Below are 16,516 nucleotides of genomic sequence, written 5' to 3'. Positions count from 1 at the left end.
ATTTTCAGGCGAGATACGCCTTTTTCAGCGCATCCACCAGCATTCCCGACGCGGTTGATAATTTATGGTGTGCCGAACGCAGCACCCCGATCCGCCGCTGGATCACGGGACCGTCAAGCGCTATACAGGTTGCGCCAAGTTCCGTCATTTGTGTTCGACACAGTGCGGGAACTGCGCTGCCGCCTAATCCGTTTGCCACCATACGACCAACGGTCACCAGTTGATGGCTTTCCAGCGCTACGTCCAGCGAATGTCCGCTTTGCACCAATTGCTCTTCCAGCATCAGGCGCACGGCAGATGGGCGTTGCAGCGTAATAAAATCCAGCGTCAGCAGTTCGCGCCACGCAATACGCTCTCGCCCCGCCAGCCTGGACGTTGGCGGGACGATCGCCACAAAACGATCGACACCGAGCGGCGTGAAGTGCAGTTGCCCTGAATAATCAGGCTCGAAGGCGATCCCCATCTCCACCCGCCCTTCACTCACCATTTCAATGACCTGTTCGTTTATGACATCGTGAACCGTCACGTTAATACCGGAATAGCAATCCCGAAAGGTTTTCAGTACCTGTGGCAGGACGTTAGCCGCAAACGAAGGCATGGCAGCAATGGAGATTTTACCGCGTTGCAGTGTAAAGCGCTGACGCATCGCTTCTTCCGTATTCTCCCAGTCCGCCAGCAGTTGTCGCCCCATATTCAGCAGCGTTTCGCCCTCCTGCGTCAGGGTCACTTTGCGGGTGGTTCTCAACAGTAACGCCCCGCCCAGCGAGTCCTCCAGTCCTTTAATCGCCAGGCTTAATGCGGGTTGCGACATATTCAGCCGTTCACTGGCATGAGCAAAATTCAGAGTGTGAGCTACCGCTAAAAACGCGCGTAACTGTTTGATGCTCATTCCCATTTCGCATTTCCTTAACCTATTGAATACCTTTAATTAACATTAAATTGATAAAAAAACCCAATGAGTGAGTCACAAATTTAAAATTAACAAATCATTTTTCACCCCCAATGATGTCGGCAAGGACAACTGGAGGGACAAGTGTATGGCTGGACTGGATAAACGGGTCGCCACGTATCAACAGGCGTTGGCAGGGCTGACCGACAATATGACGCTGCTGGCGGGCGGTTTTGGCTTATGCGGCATTCCTGAAAACCTGATTGCCGAAGTACGCCGTCGGGAGGTTCAGGGACTGACCGTCGTCTCAAACAACTGCGGCGTGGATGGTTTTGGCCTTGGTGTGCTGCTGGAAACACGTCAGGTACGTAAAGTGGTGGCGTCCTATGTTGGCGAAAATGCGCTGTTTGAAAAGCAGGTACTGAGCGGTGAACTGGAAGCCATTCTGACCCCACAGGGCACGCTGGCTGAGCAGTTACGTGCCGGTGGCGCAGGGATCCCGGCGTTTTTCACCGCCACGGGATACGGTACACCCGTCGCCGAAGGCAAAGAGGTGCGTGAATTTAACGGCCGTCCTTACATTATGGAGCAGGCGATTACCGGTGATTTTGCGCTGGTTAAAGGCTGGAAAGCTGACTGGTACGGCAATGTTATTTATCGCCACACCGCACAGAACTTTAATCCACTGATGGCCGCCGCCGGACGTATTACCGTCGTGGAAGTCGAAGAAATTGTCCCTCCCGGCGAGCTGGATCCCGCCGCAATTCACACCCCCGGAATTTTCGTAAACCGCATCATTCAGGGGCAGTTTGAAAAACGCATTGAACAACGCACCCTGCGCCAGAAAGGAGCCTGACCATGTTAACACGTGAACAAATGGCAATGCGTGTCGCTCGCGAACTGCGCGATGGTTATTACGTCAACCTTGGGATTGGTATTCCCACTCTGGTGGCGAACTACATTCCAGATGGCATGGACGTCATGTTGCAATCAGAAAACGGTTTGCTGGGTATGGGTCCGTTCCCCACGGAAGATGAAATTGATGCTGACATGATCAACGCCGGGAAACAGACCGTGACGGCACGTAAAGGCGCGGCGATTTTCGACTCGGCGCAATCCTTCGCCATGATCCGTGGTGGTCACGTTGATCTGACGGTGCTTGGCGCATTTGAGGTGGACACCAATGGCAACATTGCGTCGTGGATGATCCCCGGAAAGATGGTCAAAGGCATGGGCGGCGCAATGGATCTGGTGGCCGGGGCTGACAACATCATTGTGGTGATGACGCATGCGTCCAAAAACGGTGAGTCCAAGCTGCTCCCCGCCTGCACCCTGCCATTAACCGGCGTGGCCTGCATTAAACGCGTGCTTACCGATCTGGCGCTACTGGAGATCGCCGATGGCGCGTTCATTCTGCGTGAGCGTGCGCCGGGCATCAGCGTGGATGAGATTGTCGCCAGAACAGCCGGCAAGCTGATCGTTTCCGGAAACGTCCCCGAAATGCAATTCAACTGAGGAGCTGACCATGCAGGATGTTGTTATTGTCGCCGCAACGCGCACCCCGATTGGCAGTTTTCATGGCGCGTTGGCACCGCTTTCCGCCGTTGAGTTAGGCTCGATGGTGATCCGTTCGCTATTGGAAAAAACCAACCTGGCGCCTGAGCAAATTGATGAAGTGATCTTAGGTCAGGTTCTGACGGCAGGTTGCGGCCAGAATCCGGCCAGACAAACGGCGTTACGCGCAGGACTGCCGGCAACCACGCCGGCGTTAACCATTAATCTGGTGTGCGGCTCGGGCCTGAAGGCGGTGCAACAGGCGGTGCAGGCTATCCGGTGTGGTGATGCGGACATCGTCATTGCCGGAGGTCAGGAAAGCATGAGCAATGCGCCCTATTTTCTCGACGGCGCACGCTCGGGTCTGCGTCTGGGGCATGCCAGTCTGAAAGACAGCGTGGTACACGACGGGTTGTGGGATGCGTTTAACGACTACCACATGGGCATTACTGCTGAAAATCTGGCAGATAAGTTTGTTATCAGCCGCGAACAACAGGATGCCTTTGCCCTGCGCTCCCAGCAAAAAGCGGCTGCCGCCATGGAAGCCGGTCGGTTTATGGCAGAAATCACGCCGGTCAGCGTTCCGCAGGGTAAAAAACCGCCGCGCGTCATGAACCATGACGAACAGCCTCGCCCGGATACTCAGGCCGAGAAGCTGGCGCAGCTCAAGCCAGCGTTTCGCCCAGGTAATGGTACGGTCACCGCCGGGAACGCCTCATCAATCAACGACGGCGCGGCGGCGGTGATGCTGATGAGCGCTACCAAAGCCGCAATGCTCAACCTGCCGATACTGGCCCGGGTCGCGGGTTACGCCGTTTCCGGTGTCGACCCGGCCATTATGGGCATGGGACCGGTAGAGGCCTCGCTCCAGTGTCTGAAACGCGCCGGGTGGACACTCAATAACGTTGATCTTATCGAAGCTAACGAAGCCTTTGCCGCACAAACGCTGGCGGTTGGCGAATCCCTGAACTGGGACTGCAACAAAGTTAACGTCAACGGTGGCGCGATAGCGCTGGGTCATCCGATTGGCGCCTCTGGCTGCCGCATTCTGGTGACCCTGCTGCATGAAATGGCGCGCCGCAACGTCTCCAAAGGGCTGGCTACGTTGTGCGTAGGCGGCGGTCAGGGCGTAGCGCTGGCGGTAGAGCGTTTGCAGGAGATCTCTGATGCAAAGTAAACATATCTGCGTATTGGGCGCGGGTTTAATGGGCGTCGGTATTGCCACCCACTTCGCCCGTTATGGTCACGATGTCTGGCTGTATGACACCGATAGCGAACGAATGGCTGAAATTAGCGCCGTTGCCAGCGGTATCCTGGATGAACTGATTACCACCGAACAGTTTGCCGCAAACGAAAAAGAACGGGTTGTGAGTCGTCTGCACGGCACGACCTCGCTACAAGATATTGCTGCGTGCGGGTTACTGATTGAAGCTATCCCGGAGCGGCTCGGGCTCAAGCACGCGTTGTATGCGCAACTGGAAGAACTGATCGCACCGGAGGCCGTCATTGCCAGCAATACCAGCGGCCTGCCGCCTGATGCGCTGGCAGAAAAGCTCGCCCATCCTGAGCGGCTTCTCATCGCCCATTTCTGGCACCCGCCGCATTTTATTCCGCTGGTCGAAATTGTCCCCGGCACGGCCACCAAAGCGGAATATCTGCGAGAGCTGCAACAGCTGCTGCTCTCGATGCAACTTGAAGCCGTCGTGCTTGACCGCGCCGCACCAGGGTTTGTCGGTAATCGCCTGCAATTTGCGCTGCTGCGTGAAGCATTACATATCGTAAAAAGCGGTATCGCCAGCGCAGAGGTGGTGGATCAGGTCATGCGTGCCTCGCTCGGTCGCCGCTATGCGATGGTCGGTCCGCTGGAGGCGGCAGATATGACCGGACTTTCTACGGTGCAGGACATTTGTCGACATCTGCTCCCGGAACTGGCAACCGGTAGCGACATGATGTCACTTGTTGCTGACAAGGTTGCCAACGGCGACATCGGCTTACGCAGTGGTCAGGGCTTTTATCGCTGGGATGATTCGCGCAAGGAATACATCCAGCAACGCCGTGAACATCAACTGCGCTTTGCCCTGAAGCCATAACGTCTCTTTCTGTACCCCACTATAATAATAAGGAGTCATGATGAGTGTATTAATCGCCCTGGCAGCGCTGGGCTTGCTGATGCTGGCAGCCTATCGCGGATACAGCGTTATCCTGTTTGCCCCCATCGCGGCATTAGGTGCTGTATTGCTGACCGAACCCAGCGCCGTTGGCCCTGCCTTCACCGGCCTGTTTATGGAAAAAATGGTCGGTTTTGTGAAGCTTTACTTCCCGGTATTCTTGCTGGGAGCGGTGTTTGGCAAGTTAATTGAACTATCCGGTTTTTCTCGCTCGATCGTTGCTGCTGCCATTAATATTCTCGGGCGACGTCATGCCATCCCGGTCATTGTGCTGGTATGTGCTCTCCTGACCTACGGCGGCGTGTCACTGTTCGTGGTGGCGTTTGCGGTGTATCCGTTCGCGGCTGAGCTGTTCCGGCAAAGTAATATTCCCAAACGTTTGATCCCGGCAACCGTGGCGCTGGGGGCATTCTCTTTCACCATGGATGCCCTACCCGGCACGCCGCAGATCCAGAATATTATTCCGACCAGCTTCTTCGGAACTAACGCCTGGGCCGCGCCGTGGCTGGGGCTGATAGGTTCCGTGTTTATCATCGTAGTCGGTCTGGTTTATCTCGAACGCCAGCGTCGTAAAGCGCAGGCCAGGAACGAAGGTTACGGCAATGAACTGTTAAATGAGCCGGAAACGCCGGATAACATTAACCTGCCAAACCCGATTATTGCCATCTCGCCGCTGATCCTGGTTGGGGTATTTAACCTGCTGTTTACCCGCTGGATCCCGCAGTGGTATGGCGCAACGCATCAACTGGAGCTTCCGGGTCTTGCCAAACCGATTACCACTGAAGTGGGGAAAATTACGGCTATTTGGGCGGTAGAAGCTGCGTTGATCTCTGGGATCTTGCTGGTGGTGGTGTTCGGCTATCGCAACATCAAAGGTCGCCTGGCGGAAGGCAGCAGAACGGCGGTTGGCGGCGCTATCCTCGCAGCGATGAATACCGCATCAGAATACGGTTTTGGCGCGGTTATCGCCGCCCTGCCAGGATTCCTGGTGTTGTCAAAAGCACTGGCGGCCATTCCCGATCCGTTACTCAATGAAGCGATCAGCATTACTATGCTCGCGGGGATCACCGGCTCGGCATCCGGCGGGATGAGTATTGCGCTCGCGGCGATGTCTGATACGTTTATTGCTGCCGCGCATGCCGCCAATATTCCACTTGAAGTCTTCCACCGCGTGGCATCAATGGCCAGTGGTGGTATGGACACTCTGCCGCATAACGGGGCGGTAATTACCCTGCTGGCCATTACCGGCCTCAGTCATCGTCAGGCGTATGGCGGGATTTTCGCCATTACCATCATTAAAAGTCTGGCCGTACTGTTTGTCATCGGCGTTTTCTACACCACCGGAATTGTTTAAGGAGAATCATCATGAACTTAACGGGAAAAGTTGCCCTGGTTACCGGCTCTACCAGCGGTATCGGATTAGGCATCGCGCAGGTGCTGGCGCAGGCGGGCGCGACGCTGATCCTCAACGGATTTGGTGATGTCGATGCCGCCAAAGATGCCGTTGCGCAATATGGCAAAACGCCAGGCTATCATGGCGCTGACCTAAGCGATGAAGCGCAAATCGCTGACATGATGCGTTATGCCGAAAGCGAATTCGGTGGTGTGGATATTCTGGTCAACAACGCCGGGATCCAGCATGTTTCACCTGTAGAGACTTTTCCGGTTGATAAGTGGAACGCGATTATCGCCATTAACCTCTCTTCTGTTTTTCATACCACACGCCTGGCGCTTCCCGGCATGCGTACGCGTAACTGGGGACGCATCGTTAATATCGCCTCTGTTCACGGCCTGGTGGCGTCAAAAGACAAATCCGCTTATGTGGCAGCCAAGCATGGCGTGGTGGGTTTAACCAAAACTATCGCGCTGGAAACCGCCCAGACGGGAATCACCTGTAATGCACTGTGTCCCGGCTGGGTATTGACCCCGCTGGTCCAGCAGCAGATTGACAAACGTATTGCCGAAGGGGCTGAACCCGATGCGGCGCGTGACGCTCTGCTGGCGGAAAAGCAACCGTCGCGCGAATTCGTTACGCCGGAACAATTAGGTGAGCTGGCGCTGTTTCTGTGCTCAGACGGCGCGGCGCAGGTGCGCGGCGTCGCGTGGAATATGGATGGCGGCTGGGTAGCGCAATAGTGACATTGGCCGGATAAGACCCCGTCGTATCCGGCACATACTCATTAAGACTTCAGTTGATAATCTAGTGTAATTTCCGCGTTCAGCACTTGCGATACCGGGCAACCAGCTTTCGCTTTCTGGATGATCCCGTCAAATGTGGCGGCATCTATCCCCGGGACACTCACCTGGCTGTGCAACGCCACTTTGGTGATAGCAAACCCGGCATCCACTTTATCCAGAGAAACGTCGGCTGTAGTATCAATGGCATCTGGCGTAAAACCTGCTTCACCCAGCATGAGCGAAAGCGCCATCGAGAAACAGGCTGCATGGGCCGCGCCAATCAACTCTTCAGGGTTAGTGCCTTTGACGCCTTCAAAACGTGTATTAAATCCATACGGTTGCTGGTTAAGTACGCCACTTTCTGTCGACACGGTCCCTTTACCCCGTTTGATGTCGCCTTCCCAGTGTGCCTGACCTTTCTTATGGATAGTCATTACCGCTCTCCTGTGTTGTCATCGGAGTAACAAGTATAGGCCTCATGGGGAAATGCATGCTCCTTAATTGAAAGTTCTGCATTTACTGCTTACGCATTGACCTTTCAGATAAAATGACCGACCATCCAGAGAGCCGTTAGTTTACTCATCGGCTTTTTGTCAGGTTGTATTTCGTCCGTTCTTACGCGGGCTCGCCCTTGAAACCAGTAACAGGATTAAGGAGTTAGAATGAAATCGAACCGTCAGGCCCGTCATATTCTTGGACTGGACCACAAAATCTCCAATCAACGTAAAGTCGTGACCGAAGGCGACAAATCCAGCGTGGTCAACAATCCTACCGGAAGAAAACGCCGCGCTGACAGCAAGTAGTTTCCCGCACGACATACTGATTAACGAGATAAACACCATTGCAACCGCAGTGGTGTTTTTGCTTATAAAACCCCTTAACCTATTCACAATGCTTTATACTTCGCCCGTTTCCCTGGCGGACAGGCCCTATACGATCATAAGAGTGCCAGGGACGGTTATTCAAAAAAGAGTGAGTGACATGGAAAACGAAACTAAAAAACTGCGTTCCCTTTACATCCCTTACGCTGGCCCGGTACTGCTGGAATTCCCTCTACTGAATAAAGGGAGCGCTTTCAGTGTGGAAGAACGCCGTAACTTCAACCTGCTGGGGTTACTGCCGGAAGTGGTCGAGACGATTGAAGAACAGGCTGAACGTGCCTGGATCCAATATCAGGGCTTCAAAACCGAAATCGATAAACATATTTACCTGCGCAACATCCAGGACACTAACGAAACCCTGTTTTATCGACTGGTGCATAATCACCTTGATGAGATGATGCCGGTTATTTATACCCCAACGGTAGGCGCGGCCTGTGAGCGTTTCTCTGAGATCTATCGTCGCGCCCGCGGCGTGTTTATCTCTTATCAGAACCGCCACAATATGGACGATATCCTGCAAAACGTTCCTAACCACAATATCAAGGTCATCGTCGTCACCGATGGGGAACGTATTTTGGGTCTTGGCGATCAGGGGATCGGCGGGATGGGTATTCCAATCGGTAAACTGTCGCTGTATACCGCGTGTGGCGGGATTAGCCCGGCTTACACCTTGCCGGTGGTACTTGACGTCGGGACCAACAACCAGCAATTGCTGAACGATCCGCTGTACATGGGTTGGCGTAATCCGCGCATCACCGATGATGAATACTACGAATTTGTTGATGAATTCATCCAGGCCGTGAAGCATCGTTGGCCAGACGTACTGTTGCAGTTTGAAGATTTCGCGCAGAAAAACGCCATGCCGCTACTGACCCGTTATCGTGATGAAATTTGCTCGTTCAACGATGATATTCAGGGCACCGCTGCGGTTACCGTCGGTACGTTGATTGCGGCCAGCCGTGCGGCGGGTAGCCAGTTGAGCGAGCAGAACATCGTCTTCCTCGGGGCAGGTTCCGCTGGTTGCGGGATTGCCGAGCAGATCATCGCGCAAATCCAGCGTGAAGGTTTAAGCGAAGAAGCTGCGCGTCAACGCGTGTTCATGGTCGATCGCTTCGGCCTGTTAACCGATAAAATGCCCAACCTGCTCTCTTTCCAGACCAAACTGGTGCAAAAACGCGAAAATCTTCAGCACTGGGATACGCAAGAAGATGTGCTGTCTCTGCTCGATGTTGTTCGCAACGTCAAGCCGGACATCCTGATCGGCGTTTCCGGACAGGTTGGCCTGTTTACCGAAGAGATCATTCGCGAAATGCACAAGCATTGTCCGCGTCCGATCGTTATGCCGCTGTCTAACCCGACTTCCCGCGTAGAAGCCACGCCGCAGGATATTATCGCCTGGACCGAAGGTAACGCACTGGTTGCGACCGGTAGTCCGTTCGCACCGGTAGTGTGGAAAGAGAAAACTTACCCTATCGCCCAGTGTAATAACGCGTACATCTTCCCGGGTATTGGCCTCGGCGTGATTGCGTCTGGCGCCTCGCGCATCACCGATGAAATGCTGATGTCGGCCAGTGAAACGCTGGCACAGTATTCACCGCTGGTGCTCAACGGAGAAGGACTGGTGTTACCGGAACTGAAAGACATTCAGACCGTGTCCCGCGCCATTGCGTTTGCCGTCGGTAAAATGGCCCAGCAGCAAGGCATGGCGGTGAAAACGTCAGCCGAAGCGCTGCAACAGGCAATCGACGAGAATTTCTGGCAGGCGGAATATCGCGACTACCGTCGTACTTCCATTTGACGGTTTGCCCGGCGGTGCACTGCCGCCGGGTGTTCAACACTTGCGCAATCCAGTAACTTGCGATTACACTTTCACCATTGATTAACATTCGGGAAAAATAAAAGGAGGATACTCATGCTGTACTGTGAACGTTTTATCGTTTCACATGCTTTTGGCGATCGCCAGTGCTCAAGCGTTATCGGTATCGTGCTGCGATAACTTCTGCTTGAGCGAAGCTAACGTCTAAATCCCCTTCTCTCGGGCTTACCGGGTTATCGTCAGCGATGTTTGACGAGGCGTTTTTACGCCTGTAACTCTTGAGTAAGCAACAATGAGCACATTACTAACCGCACAATCCTTACACGTTGATACGGCAGTCGGCACCCTGTTCGACGATCTCTCTTTTACCCTGAAAAAAGGCGACCGCATTGGGCTAATCGGTTACAACGGCTGCGGAAAAAGTACGCTGTTAAAACTGCTTGATGGCACAATCGCCCCCACCAGTGGCACCATTGCACAGGCGAATCACTGCCATCTCGCGCGTGTAGAACAACATCTACCTGACGATATACTGCCTCTTACGCTGCAGGAAGCCGTTCTCGCTCAACTTCCTGAGCATGAGCGTGCGGCTCAACAATGGCGGGTTGAAGCACTGCTTGCCGAAATGGGTTTCACGCCAGAGAATTTATCTCTGACAGCGCAAACGTTGAGCGGTGGCCAGCACACACGCTTGCTATTAGCGCGGGCGCTGATGCGTAATCCTGACCTGCTGCTGCTGGATGAACCGGGTAACCATCTGGATTTGCCGACATTGCTGTGGCTGGAGCAGTTCTTACAGAACTGGTCTGGCAGCTTCGTGGTGGTGTCCCATGATCCACAACTGCTTGATGCCGTCACGCAGGGAACCTGGATCCTGCGCGATCGCACACTGTACGCTTTTGATCTTCCCTGCAGCGCCGCTCGTCAGGCTCTGGTTGAGAGAGATGCCAGCGATGCACTGCGCTATAAGGCGGAACAAAAGGAGATTGATCGCGTTACCGCCAGTGCCAAACGACTGGCAACCTGGGGGCGGGTCTACGACAACGAAGATTTGTCCCGCAAAGCGAAGCAGATGGAAAAGCAGGTGCAGCGCCTGAAGGATGTTCAGACGGAAGTGACTGCAGGAAGTCAGTGGACACTAACATTGCAGGGTGATGCCCTGCGTGCCGACCGTCTGCTGGAAATGACAAACCTGTCGGTCGCACCAGCCCCTGATGCCGCGACGCTATTTTCCATCGCCGGGATCAGGATAAAAAGTGGCGACCGGGTGGCAATTGTTGGGCGTAACGGCTGTGGGAAATCATCGTTGCTACGGCTTATCTGGCAGCAGTATCAGTCGCAAATGGCATCGCGTTCACTGGTGTTGCACCCTCGCGTCACACTGGGGTATTACGATCAGACGCTACACCAGCTCACAGATGACGACACGTTGTTTGATACGCTCGAACCGTTTGCTCCGCAGCCTGATGTTCGCAAGATGGCGCTGATAAGCGCGGGCTTCCCGTGGATTCGTCATGGGCAGAGGGTCAGTACATTAAGCGGCGGAGAGCGCTCCCGGCTGCTGTTTGTGGGGCTGACGCTTGCGCGCTATAGCCTGCTGATGCTCGACGAACCGACCAACCATCTGGATCTGGAAGGTAAAGAGGCGCTGGCAGAAACGCTGCAAAACTACAACGGCGGCGTGTTGCTGGTCAGTCATGACCGTCAGCTCATCCGCCAAAGCTGCAATCGCTTCTGGTTTATCGACGAAGGTGAGCTTAGCGAATGGCACGATCTGGACGCGGTCAATGCGCGTATTCGGGAAACATTCACAGAAATCAATATTCCCAAAACGGTGGTCGAAGCAAGAGTCGAAACAGGATGTGACAGTGATGAAGTACTGGCGCAACTCCTCGATCTTGAGCAACGTCTGGCCGACGACCTCGCACGCAAACCAAAGCATCAGAAACCGCAGTTACAGGCGCAATGGCGTAAGGAGATTGAGCGTCTGAATTCACAACTGGAGTAAAACGAATTGCCGGACAACGGCGTTATGCCCTGTCCGGCAGATCTTGCGTGGCACTTTCCAGATATTCCCCTTCTCGCTTTTTCGCTTAGCGTATTCGCCGCATAATTTTGTAAAACATAGCGATTGATGTTGCGCGCAGCGGAACATTGGTGATGGTGTTCCTCTTGAGGGAACATTGATTACGAGGATTATCATTGATGAAAATGACAAATCATCCCCGCCCCGGGGATAAAGCGTCGATATTTCCCGGCTTCGACGTCTGGTAATACAGTGATAAAAAAATGGCGCTACGTCGGTAGCGCCATTTTTATCAGCAGAACGTTAATGGGTTATTGTAACCCTTCCTCGTTCTCTTTTTTGGCTTCGGCCTTTTCGACGTCACGATACCAGCGCGGGTGGTGTTTCTTCGCCCAGCGACGGCTCACTTTCCCTTCGACCATGCCCTTAATCGAACCTTTCACCCAGAATGCCATATACATATGGATGAGGATCGCGTGCATCAGAATAATGCCCGCCGCAGCATGGATTAACAGGCTGTAGCGTACAACCTGCATCGGGAAGAACTGCGCAAAGTATGGACGCCAGATAATAATGCCGGTAATCAGCAGCACGAAAATCATGCTCATGATCGACCAGAACATCATTTTCTGACCGGCATTGTACTTACCGACATCCGCCACTTTGTGTTCATTGCCCTTCAGCACTTCCACAATGTTTTTCAGCCACGGAATATCTTTCTTATCCGGGATGTTGTGGTGAACAAAGCGCACAAACATGAACATCAGCGCGACGAAGATCAGCAAACCAAAGAAGGGGTGCAGAATACGCCCCATCTGCGGCGTACCGAAAGTTTGCGTCAGCCATTGCAGGGTCGGGAAGAAAAACGAAATCCCCGACAGCGCCACCAGGAAGAAGCAGATCACCACCGTCCAGTGACAGGCGCGGTCGATAAATTTCGTGCGCACAATCATTTTCGACTTACTCATGATGATCCTCCTCGTCGTCGTCCACTTCCTTATTCGGGCCGATGCCAATGTAGTGGTAAATCAGCCCGGCGAAGGTGGCGATAAATCCGGCAGCAGCCAGCGGTTTCAGCGCCCCTTTCCACAGATTGATCGAGGTATCGATCTTAGGCTCTTTCGGCAGACCGTGATACAGCTCCGGCTGGTTGGCATGATGCAGAACGTACATGACGTGCGTGCCTCCCACACCTTCCGGGTTATAGAGACCGGCATATTCATAACCACGTGCTTTCAGTTTTGCCACTCGCTGCTCGCCCATTTCCAGCATTTCCTGCTTAGTGCCGAAATGTATTGCCCCGGTTGGACAGGTCTTCACGCAGGCAGGTTCCTGCCCAACGCTGACGCGATCCACACACAGCGTACATTTATACACGCGGTTATCCTCTTTATTGAGGCGCGGAATATTAAATGGACACCCAGCAATACAGTACCCGCAACCAATGCAATGCTCTGACTGGAAATCAACAATCCCGTTGGCGTACTGGATGATTGCCCCGGCAGACGGGCATGCCTTCAGGCAGCCCGGATCTTCACAGTGCATACAACCGTCTTTACGAATCAACCACTCCAGCTTGCCGTTCTGTTCGGTTTCGGTAAACCGCATGACCGTCCAGGACTTAGCGCTGAGATCGGCGGGGTTGTCATACACCCCGACGCAATGACCCACTTCATCGCGGATATCATTCCACTCTGAGCAGGCCACCTGACAGGCTTTACAGCCTATACAGGTGGAAACGTCGATCAGTTTCGCGACTTCGGCTTTGTAATCACGGGCCTGAGGTGGCGGCGTGATGGAGTTTGTTGCGGACCTTTTGATGATGTCCTGCGTTTCCATAGACATATATTCGCCCCCTTACGCCTTCTCGATGTTAACTAAAAACGCTTTGTATTCCGGCGTTTGCGAGTTTGCATCACCGACGTTCGGCGTCAGGGTGTTGGCGATAAAGCCTTTCCGCGCGACTCCTTCAAAGCCCCAGTGGATCGGGATCCCTACGGTTTCAACCTTCTGACCGTTGACGTTCAGGGTTTGCAGACGACGGGTGACCACCGCAACCGCGCGAATAAATCCGCGTTTGCTGCTGACTTTCACGTAGTCGCCGTTGCCGATACCTTTTGCTGACGCCAGCGTTTCGCTGATTTCCACAAACTGCTCTGGCTGGGCAATCGCATTCAACAATGCGTGTTTGGTCCAGGTGTGGAAATGCTCGGTCAGACGATAGGTGGTTCCGACGTATGGGAAGTCCTGCTTCGTCCCCATGCGCAATGCATCCGCCTCGTACAGACGCGCTGCCGGGTTGGAGATCACGTTCGGGTGCAGCGGGTTAGTACCCAGCGGCGTTTCCATCGGCTCGTAGTGTTCCGGGAACGGCCCTTCCGCCAGCTTATCGATGGCAAACAGACGCCCCAGCCCTTCCGGCTGCATGATAAACGGATTGGTGCCACTGCCCGGTGCGGCGTTGTTGAAGTCAGGGATATCGTTACCGGTCCACTTAGTACCGTTCCACTGGATCAACATCCGTTTCGGATCCCACGGTTTACCCTGCGGGTCTGCCGAAGCGCGGTTGTACAGTACGCGACGGTTCAGTGGCCATGCCCATGCCCAACCCAGCGTATTACCCAGACCTGATGGGTCGGCGTTATCGCGGTTAGCCATTTGGTTGCCCTGCTCGGTCCAGCTACCGGTATAAATCCAGCAGGAGGATGACGTTGTACCGTCGTCACGCAGGAGCGCAAAGCTGTTGAGCAACTGACCTTTTTTCGCCACCAGCACGCCATTGGCATCATAGAGATCTTCCAGCGCATAGCCGTTGTTCTCTTTGGCCACTTCCGCGGAATGCGGTTCGTCCGGTAGCTTATAGTTCCAGCTCATTTTCAGCACCGGCTCTACAGCTTTACCGCCTTCAGTGCGATACATTTCGCGCAGACGATGGTAAATACCGGCCAGAATTTCGCCGTCATTACGCGCTTCACCAGGTGCATCCTGACCTTTCCAGTGCCACTGCAGCCAACGGCCAGAGTTAGCAATCGAGCCGTCTTCTTCTGCAAAGCAGGTGGATGGCAGACGGAAAACTTCAGTCTGAATCGACGCCGGATCGACATCGTTGGATTCGCCGTGGTTTTGCCAGAATGTGGACGTTTCTGTGACCAGCGGATCAATAACCACCAGATACTTCAGTTTGCTGAGGCTCTGTACCACTTTGTTTTTGTCCGGGAAGGACGCAACCGGGTTAAAGCCCTGACAGATGTAGCCAGTGACTTTCCCGCTATCCATCATGTTGAAGTATTTAATGACGTCGTAGGACTGATCCCACTTCGGCAGCCATTCAAAGCCCCAGTCGTTTTCTTTCTGCGCCGCATCGCCGTAGAAAGATTTCATCAAACTGACGAAGAACTTCGGATAGTTACCCCAGTAGTTCACCTGGGAGGCCAGCGTCGCTTTTGGTGTATTGGCAGCCAGATAGGTTTGCAGATCGGTCTGCTTTTCTGACGGCAGCATCAGATAACCGGGCAGGCTGGTCGATAACAGACCTAAGTCGGTTAAGCCCTGAATGTTGGAGTGACCGCGTAATGCGTTTACACCGCCACCGGCCATCCCCATGTTACCGAGCAGCAACTGGATCATCGCCATGGTGCGGATGTTCTGCGCCCCAACGGTATGCTGCGTCCAGCCCAGCGCGTACAGGAAGGTCGTGGTACGATCGGCTGTACTGGTGGAGGCCAGCACTTCACACACTTTCAGGAAGTCGGCTTTCGGCGTACCGCAGATGTTTTCCACCACATCCGGCGTATAACGGGAAACGTGCTGTTTGAGCAAGTTCCACACGCAACGGGGATGGCTTAAGGTTTCATCGCGTTTTGCGTAGCCATTTTCATCGAACTGGTAGTTCCAGGACGACTTATCGTATTGACGTTTTTTGGCGTCGTAACCGCTGAACAGACCGTCTTCAAAAGCAAAATCATCCCGCACCAGCAGGCTGGCGTTGGTGTAGTGCTTAACGTATTCAGCATTGATTTTGTTATTTTCAATCAGATACAGCAAGACACCGGACAGGAACGTAATGTCCGTGCCGGAGCGAATCGGCGCATAGATATCCGCCACCGACGCTGTACGGGTAAAACGGGGATCGACAACAATCAGCGTAGCATCATTGTTGTTTTTAGCTTCCATCGCCCAGCGGAATCCCACCGGATGTGCTTCAGCGGCGTTACCGCCCATCACCATTACGACGTTAGCGTTTTTGATATCAACCCAGTGGTTGGTCATCGCACCGCGACCAAATGTTGGAGCAAGACTTGCTACCGTTGGTCCGTGTCAGACGCGTGCCTGGTTATCTACCGCCAACATGCCGAGTGAGCGCACGAATTTTTGCGTCAGCATGCCGGTTTCATTACTCGCCGCAGATGCACACAGCATCCCGGTTGAAAGCCAGCGGTTTACCGTCACGCCCTGCTCATTCTTCTCAATAAAATTGGCGTCACGGTCTGCTTTCATCAGTTTTGCGATGCGGGAGAAAGCTTCATCCCAGCTGATGCGTTGCCATTTGTCGGAACCGGGAGCGCGATATTCCGGGTAGCGTAAACGATTTTCGCTGTGCACGTAATCCAGTAATCCTGCGCCCTTAGGACAAAGTGCCCCGCGGCTCACCGGATGATCCGGATCCCCTTCGATATGATAAATCGACTCTTTGGCGTTTTTTGCTCCATCACCAAGGCTATACATTAATAGCCCGCAACCTACGGAACAGTATGTGCAGGTGTTTCGGATCTCTTTTGCGCGTAACAGTTTGTAGTTTCGCGCCTGAGCCAGTGCCATTTTGGGTGCAAAACCCAGTGCGGCCACTGTTGTTCCCGCCATACCGCCCGCGCAGATTTTAAAGAATTGTCTGCGGCTGACGTCCATTGCTTTCCTCTTTTTTACAGGGGTTCGTACAAGACATCTTTCACCTTGCCCCAGCGCGGCAGTCTGAAAGATGACATGTACAACTTCGCGACGAAACTA

14 protein-coding genes are annotated in these 16,516 nt (G+C 53.9%); 9 read left to right on the top strand and 5 right to left on the bottom strand.

Translation table 11 applies throughout. From position 1 onward, the window contains the following. Nucleotides 1–4: 4 nt before the first annotated feature. Nucleotides 5–895: a LysR family transcriptional regulator gene (locus tag IB196_RS11225; protein ID WP_149692292.1), complete on the bottom strand. Its 891-nt coding sequence runs from the start codon at nucleotides 893–895 to the stop codon at nucleotides 5–7. Nucleotides 896–1,037: 142 nt separating this feature from the next. Here IB196_RS11225 and IB196_RS11220 point away from each other — a divergent pair, with 142 nt between their 5' ends. From IB196_RS11220 to IB196_RS11195, 6 genes are read left to right on the top strand one after another with little or no spacing between them, the layout of a single operon-like run. Then, nucleotides 1,038–1,745, top strand: a complete 708-nt coding sequence (locus IB196_RS11220) for a CoA transferase subunit A (RefSeq protein WP_005122644.1) — start codon at nucleotides 1,038–1,040, stop codon at nucleotides 1,743–1,745. A gap of 2 nt (nucleotides 1,746–1,747) precedes the next feature. Then, the gene (locus IB196_RS11215) at nucleotides 1,748–2,404 is read left to right on the top strand and encodes a CoA transferase subunit B (RefSeq protein WP_188231626.1); all 657 of its coding nucleotides are present in this window, start codon (nucleotides 1,748–1,750) and stop codon (nucleotides 2,402–2,404) included. A gap of 10 nt (nucleotides 2,405–2,414) precedes the next feature. Continuing rightward, nucleotides 2,415–3,620: an acetyl-CoA C-acetyltransferase gene (locus tag IB196_RS11210; RefSeq protein ID WP_188231627.1), complete on the top strand. Its 1,206-nt coding sequence runs from the start codon at nucleotides 2,415–2,417 to the stop codon at nucleotides 3,618–3,620. Next, the gene (locus IB196_RS11205) at nucleotides 3,610–4,533 is read left to right on the top strand and encodes a 3-hydroxyacyl-CoA dehydrogenase family protein (protein WP_149692290.1); all 924 of its coding nucleotides are present in this window, start codon (nucleotides 3,610–3,612) and stop codon (nucleotides 4,531–4,533) included. The genes IB196_RS11210 and IB196_RS11205 overlap by 11 nt, the downstream gene beginning before the upstream one ends. 37 nt (nucleotides 4,534–4,570) lie before the next feature. Then, nucleotides 4,571–5,965, top strand: a complete 1,395-nt coding sequence (locus IB196_RS11200; RefSeq protein ID WP_223236799.1) for a GntP family permease — start codon at nucleotides 4,571–4,573, stop codon at nucleotides 5,963–5,965. 11 nt (nucleotides 5,966–5,976) lie between these two features. Then, complete coding sequence (locus IB196_RS11195) at nucleotides 5,977–6,747, top strand: 3-hydroxybutyrate dehydrogenase (RefSeq protein WP_040231045.1); 771 nt, start codon at nucleotides 5,977–5,979, stop codon at nucleotides 6,745–6,747. A 44-nt stretch (nucleotides 6,748–6,791) separates the two neighbouring features. Here the strand turns inward: IB196_RS11195 and IB196_RS11190 are convergent, their stop codons facing one another. Beyond that, nucleotides 6,792–7,223: an OsmC family protein gene (locus tag IB196_RS11190; protein ID WP_005126807.1), complete on the bottom strand. Its 432-nt coding sequence runs from the start codon at nucleotides 7,221–7,223 to the stop codon at nucleotides 6,792–6,794. A 228-nt stretch (nucleotides 7,224–7,451) separates the two neighbouring features. Here IB196_RS11190 and sra point away from each other — a divergent pair, with 228 nt between their 5' ends. The 3 genes from sra (at nucleotide 7,452) to IB196_RS11175 (ending at nucleotide 11,494) form a co-directional block, all read left to right on the top strand. Continuing rightward, entirely contained in the window at nucleotides 7,452–7,592 is a 141-nt protein-coding gene (gene sra, locus IB196_RS11185) for a stationary-phase-induced ribosome-associated protein (protein ID WP_005126806.1), read from the top strand. 178 nt (nucleotides 7,593–7,770) lie between these two features. Then, entirely contained in the window at nucleotides 7,771–9,468 is a 1,698-nt protein-coding gene (gene maeA, locus IB196_RS11180) for a malate dehydrogenase (RefSeq protein ID WP_005126805.1), read from the top strand. Nucleotides 9,469–9,778: 310 nt separating this feature from the next. After that, nucleotides 9,779–11,494 carry an ABC-F family ATP-binding cassette domain-containing protein gene (locus IB196_RS11175; protein WP_188231628.1) on the top strand — a complete coding sequence of 572 codons (1,716 nt, stop codon included), beginning with the start codon at nucleotides 9,779–9,781 and terminating at the stop codon, nucleotides 11,492–11,494. A gap of 329 nt (nucleotides 11,495–11,823) precedes the next feature. Here IB196_RS11175 and fdnI read toward each other — a convergent pair whose 3' ends face one another. Genes fdnI through fdnG form a run of 3 tightly spaced genes read right to left on the bottom strand, consistent with a single transcriptional unit; the run spans nucleotide 11,824 to nucleotide 16,417 of the window. Next, a complete protein-coding gene (gene fdnI / locus IB196_RS11170) occupies nucleotides 11,824–12,480 on the bottom strand; it encodes a formate dehydrogenase-N subunit gamma (RefSeq protein ID WP_188231629.1) in 657 nt (218 codons plus the stop codon). Continuing rightward, a complete protein-coding gene (gene fdnH, locus IB196_RS11165) occupies nucleotides 12,473–13,357 on the bottom strand; it encodes a formate dehydrogenase N subunit beta (protein WP_005126801.1) in 885 nt (294 codons plus the stop codon). Before fdnH ends, fdnI begins: the two co-directional genes overlap by 8 nt. A gap of 12 nt (nucleotides 13,358–13,369) precedes the next feature. Next, the gene (fdnG, locus tag IB196_RS11160; protein ID WP_149692289.1) at nucleotides 13,370–16,417 is read right to left on the bottom strand and encodes a formate dehydrogenase-N subunit alpha; all 3,048 of its coding nucleotides are present in this window, start codon (nucleotides 16,415–16,417) and stop codon (nucleotides 13,370–13,372) included. Between the last annotated feature and the right edge of the window lie 99 nt (nucleotides 16,418–16,516).

The organism is Citrobacter sp. C6_1 (genome assembly GCF_014596835.2).
Classification (GTDB): Bacteria; Pseudomonadota; Gammaproteobacteria; order Enterobacterales; family Enterobacteriaceae; genus Citrobacter; species Citrobacter pasteurii.
Note: the sequence above shows the minus strand (reverse complement) of the source record. Positions and strands in the feature narration are given on the sequence as shown.

Excerpts from the sequence above, each read along its gene's own strand:
- IB196_RS11195 (WP_040231045.1), top strand. The coding sequence starts at position 5,977 with ATGAACTTAACGGGAAAAGTTGCCCTGGTTACCGGCTCTACCAGCGGT.
- IB196_RS11215 (WP_188231626.1), top strand. The coding sequence starts at position 1,748 with ATGTTAACACGTGAACAAATGGCAATGCGTGTCGCTCGCGAACTGCGC.
- IB196_RS11175 (WP_188231628.1), top strand. The coding sequence starts at position 9,779 with ATGAGCACATTACTAACCGCACAATCCTTACACGTTGATACGGCAGTC.
- IB196_RS11190 (WP_005126807.1), bottom strand. The coding sequence starts at position 7,223 with ATGACTATCCATAAGAAAGGTCAGGCACACTGGGAAGGCGACATCAAA.
- IB196_RS11225 (WP_149692292.1), bottom strand. The coding sequence starts at position 895 with ATGGGAATGAGCATCAAACAGTTACGCGCGTTTTTAGCGGTAGCTCAC.
- IB196_RS11210 (WP_188231627.1), top strand. The coding sequence starts at position 2,415 with ATGCAGGATGTTGTTATTGTCGCCGCAACGCGCACCCCGATTGGCAGT.
- sra (WP_005126806.1), top strand. The coding sequence starts at position 7,452 with ATGAAATCGAACCGTCAGGCCCGTCATATTCTTGGACTGGACCACAAA.
- fdnI (WP_188231629.1), bottom strand. The coding sequence starts at position 12,480 with ATGAGTAAGTCGAAAATGATTGTGCGCACGAAATTTATCGACCGCGCC.
- maeA (WP_005126805.1), top strand. The coding sequence starts at position 7,771 with ATGGAAAACGAAACTAAAAAACTGCGTTCCCTTTACATCCCTTACGCT.
- IB196_RS11220 (WP_005122644.1), top strand. The coding sequence starts at position 1,038 with ATGGCTGGACTGGATAAACGGGTCGCCACGTATCAACAGGCGTTGGCA.
- fdnH (WP_005126801.1), bottom strand. The coding sequence starts at position 13,357 with ATGTCTATGGAAACGCAGGACATCATCAAAAGGTCCGCAACAAACTCC.
- IB196_RS11205 (WP_149692290.1), top strand. The coding sequence starts at position 3,610 with ATGCAAAGTAAACATATCTGCGTATTGGGCGCGGGTTTAATGGGCGTC.
- IB196_RS11200 (WP_223236799.1), top strand. The coding sequence starts at position 4,571 with ATGATGAGTGTATTAATCGCCCTGGCAGCGCTGGGCTTGCTGATGCTG.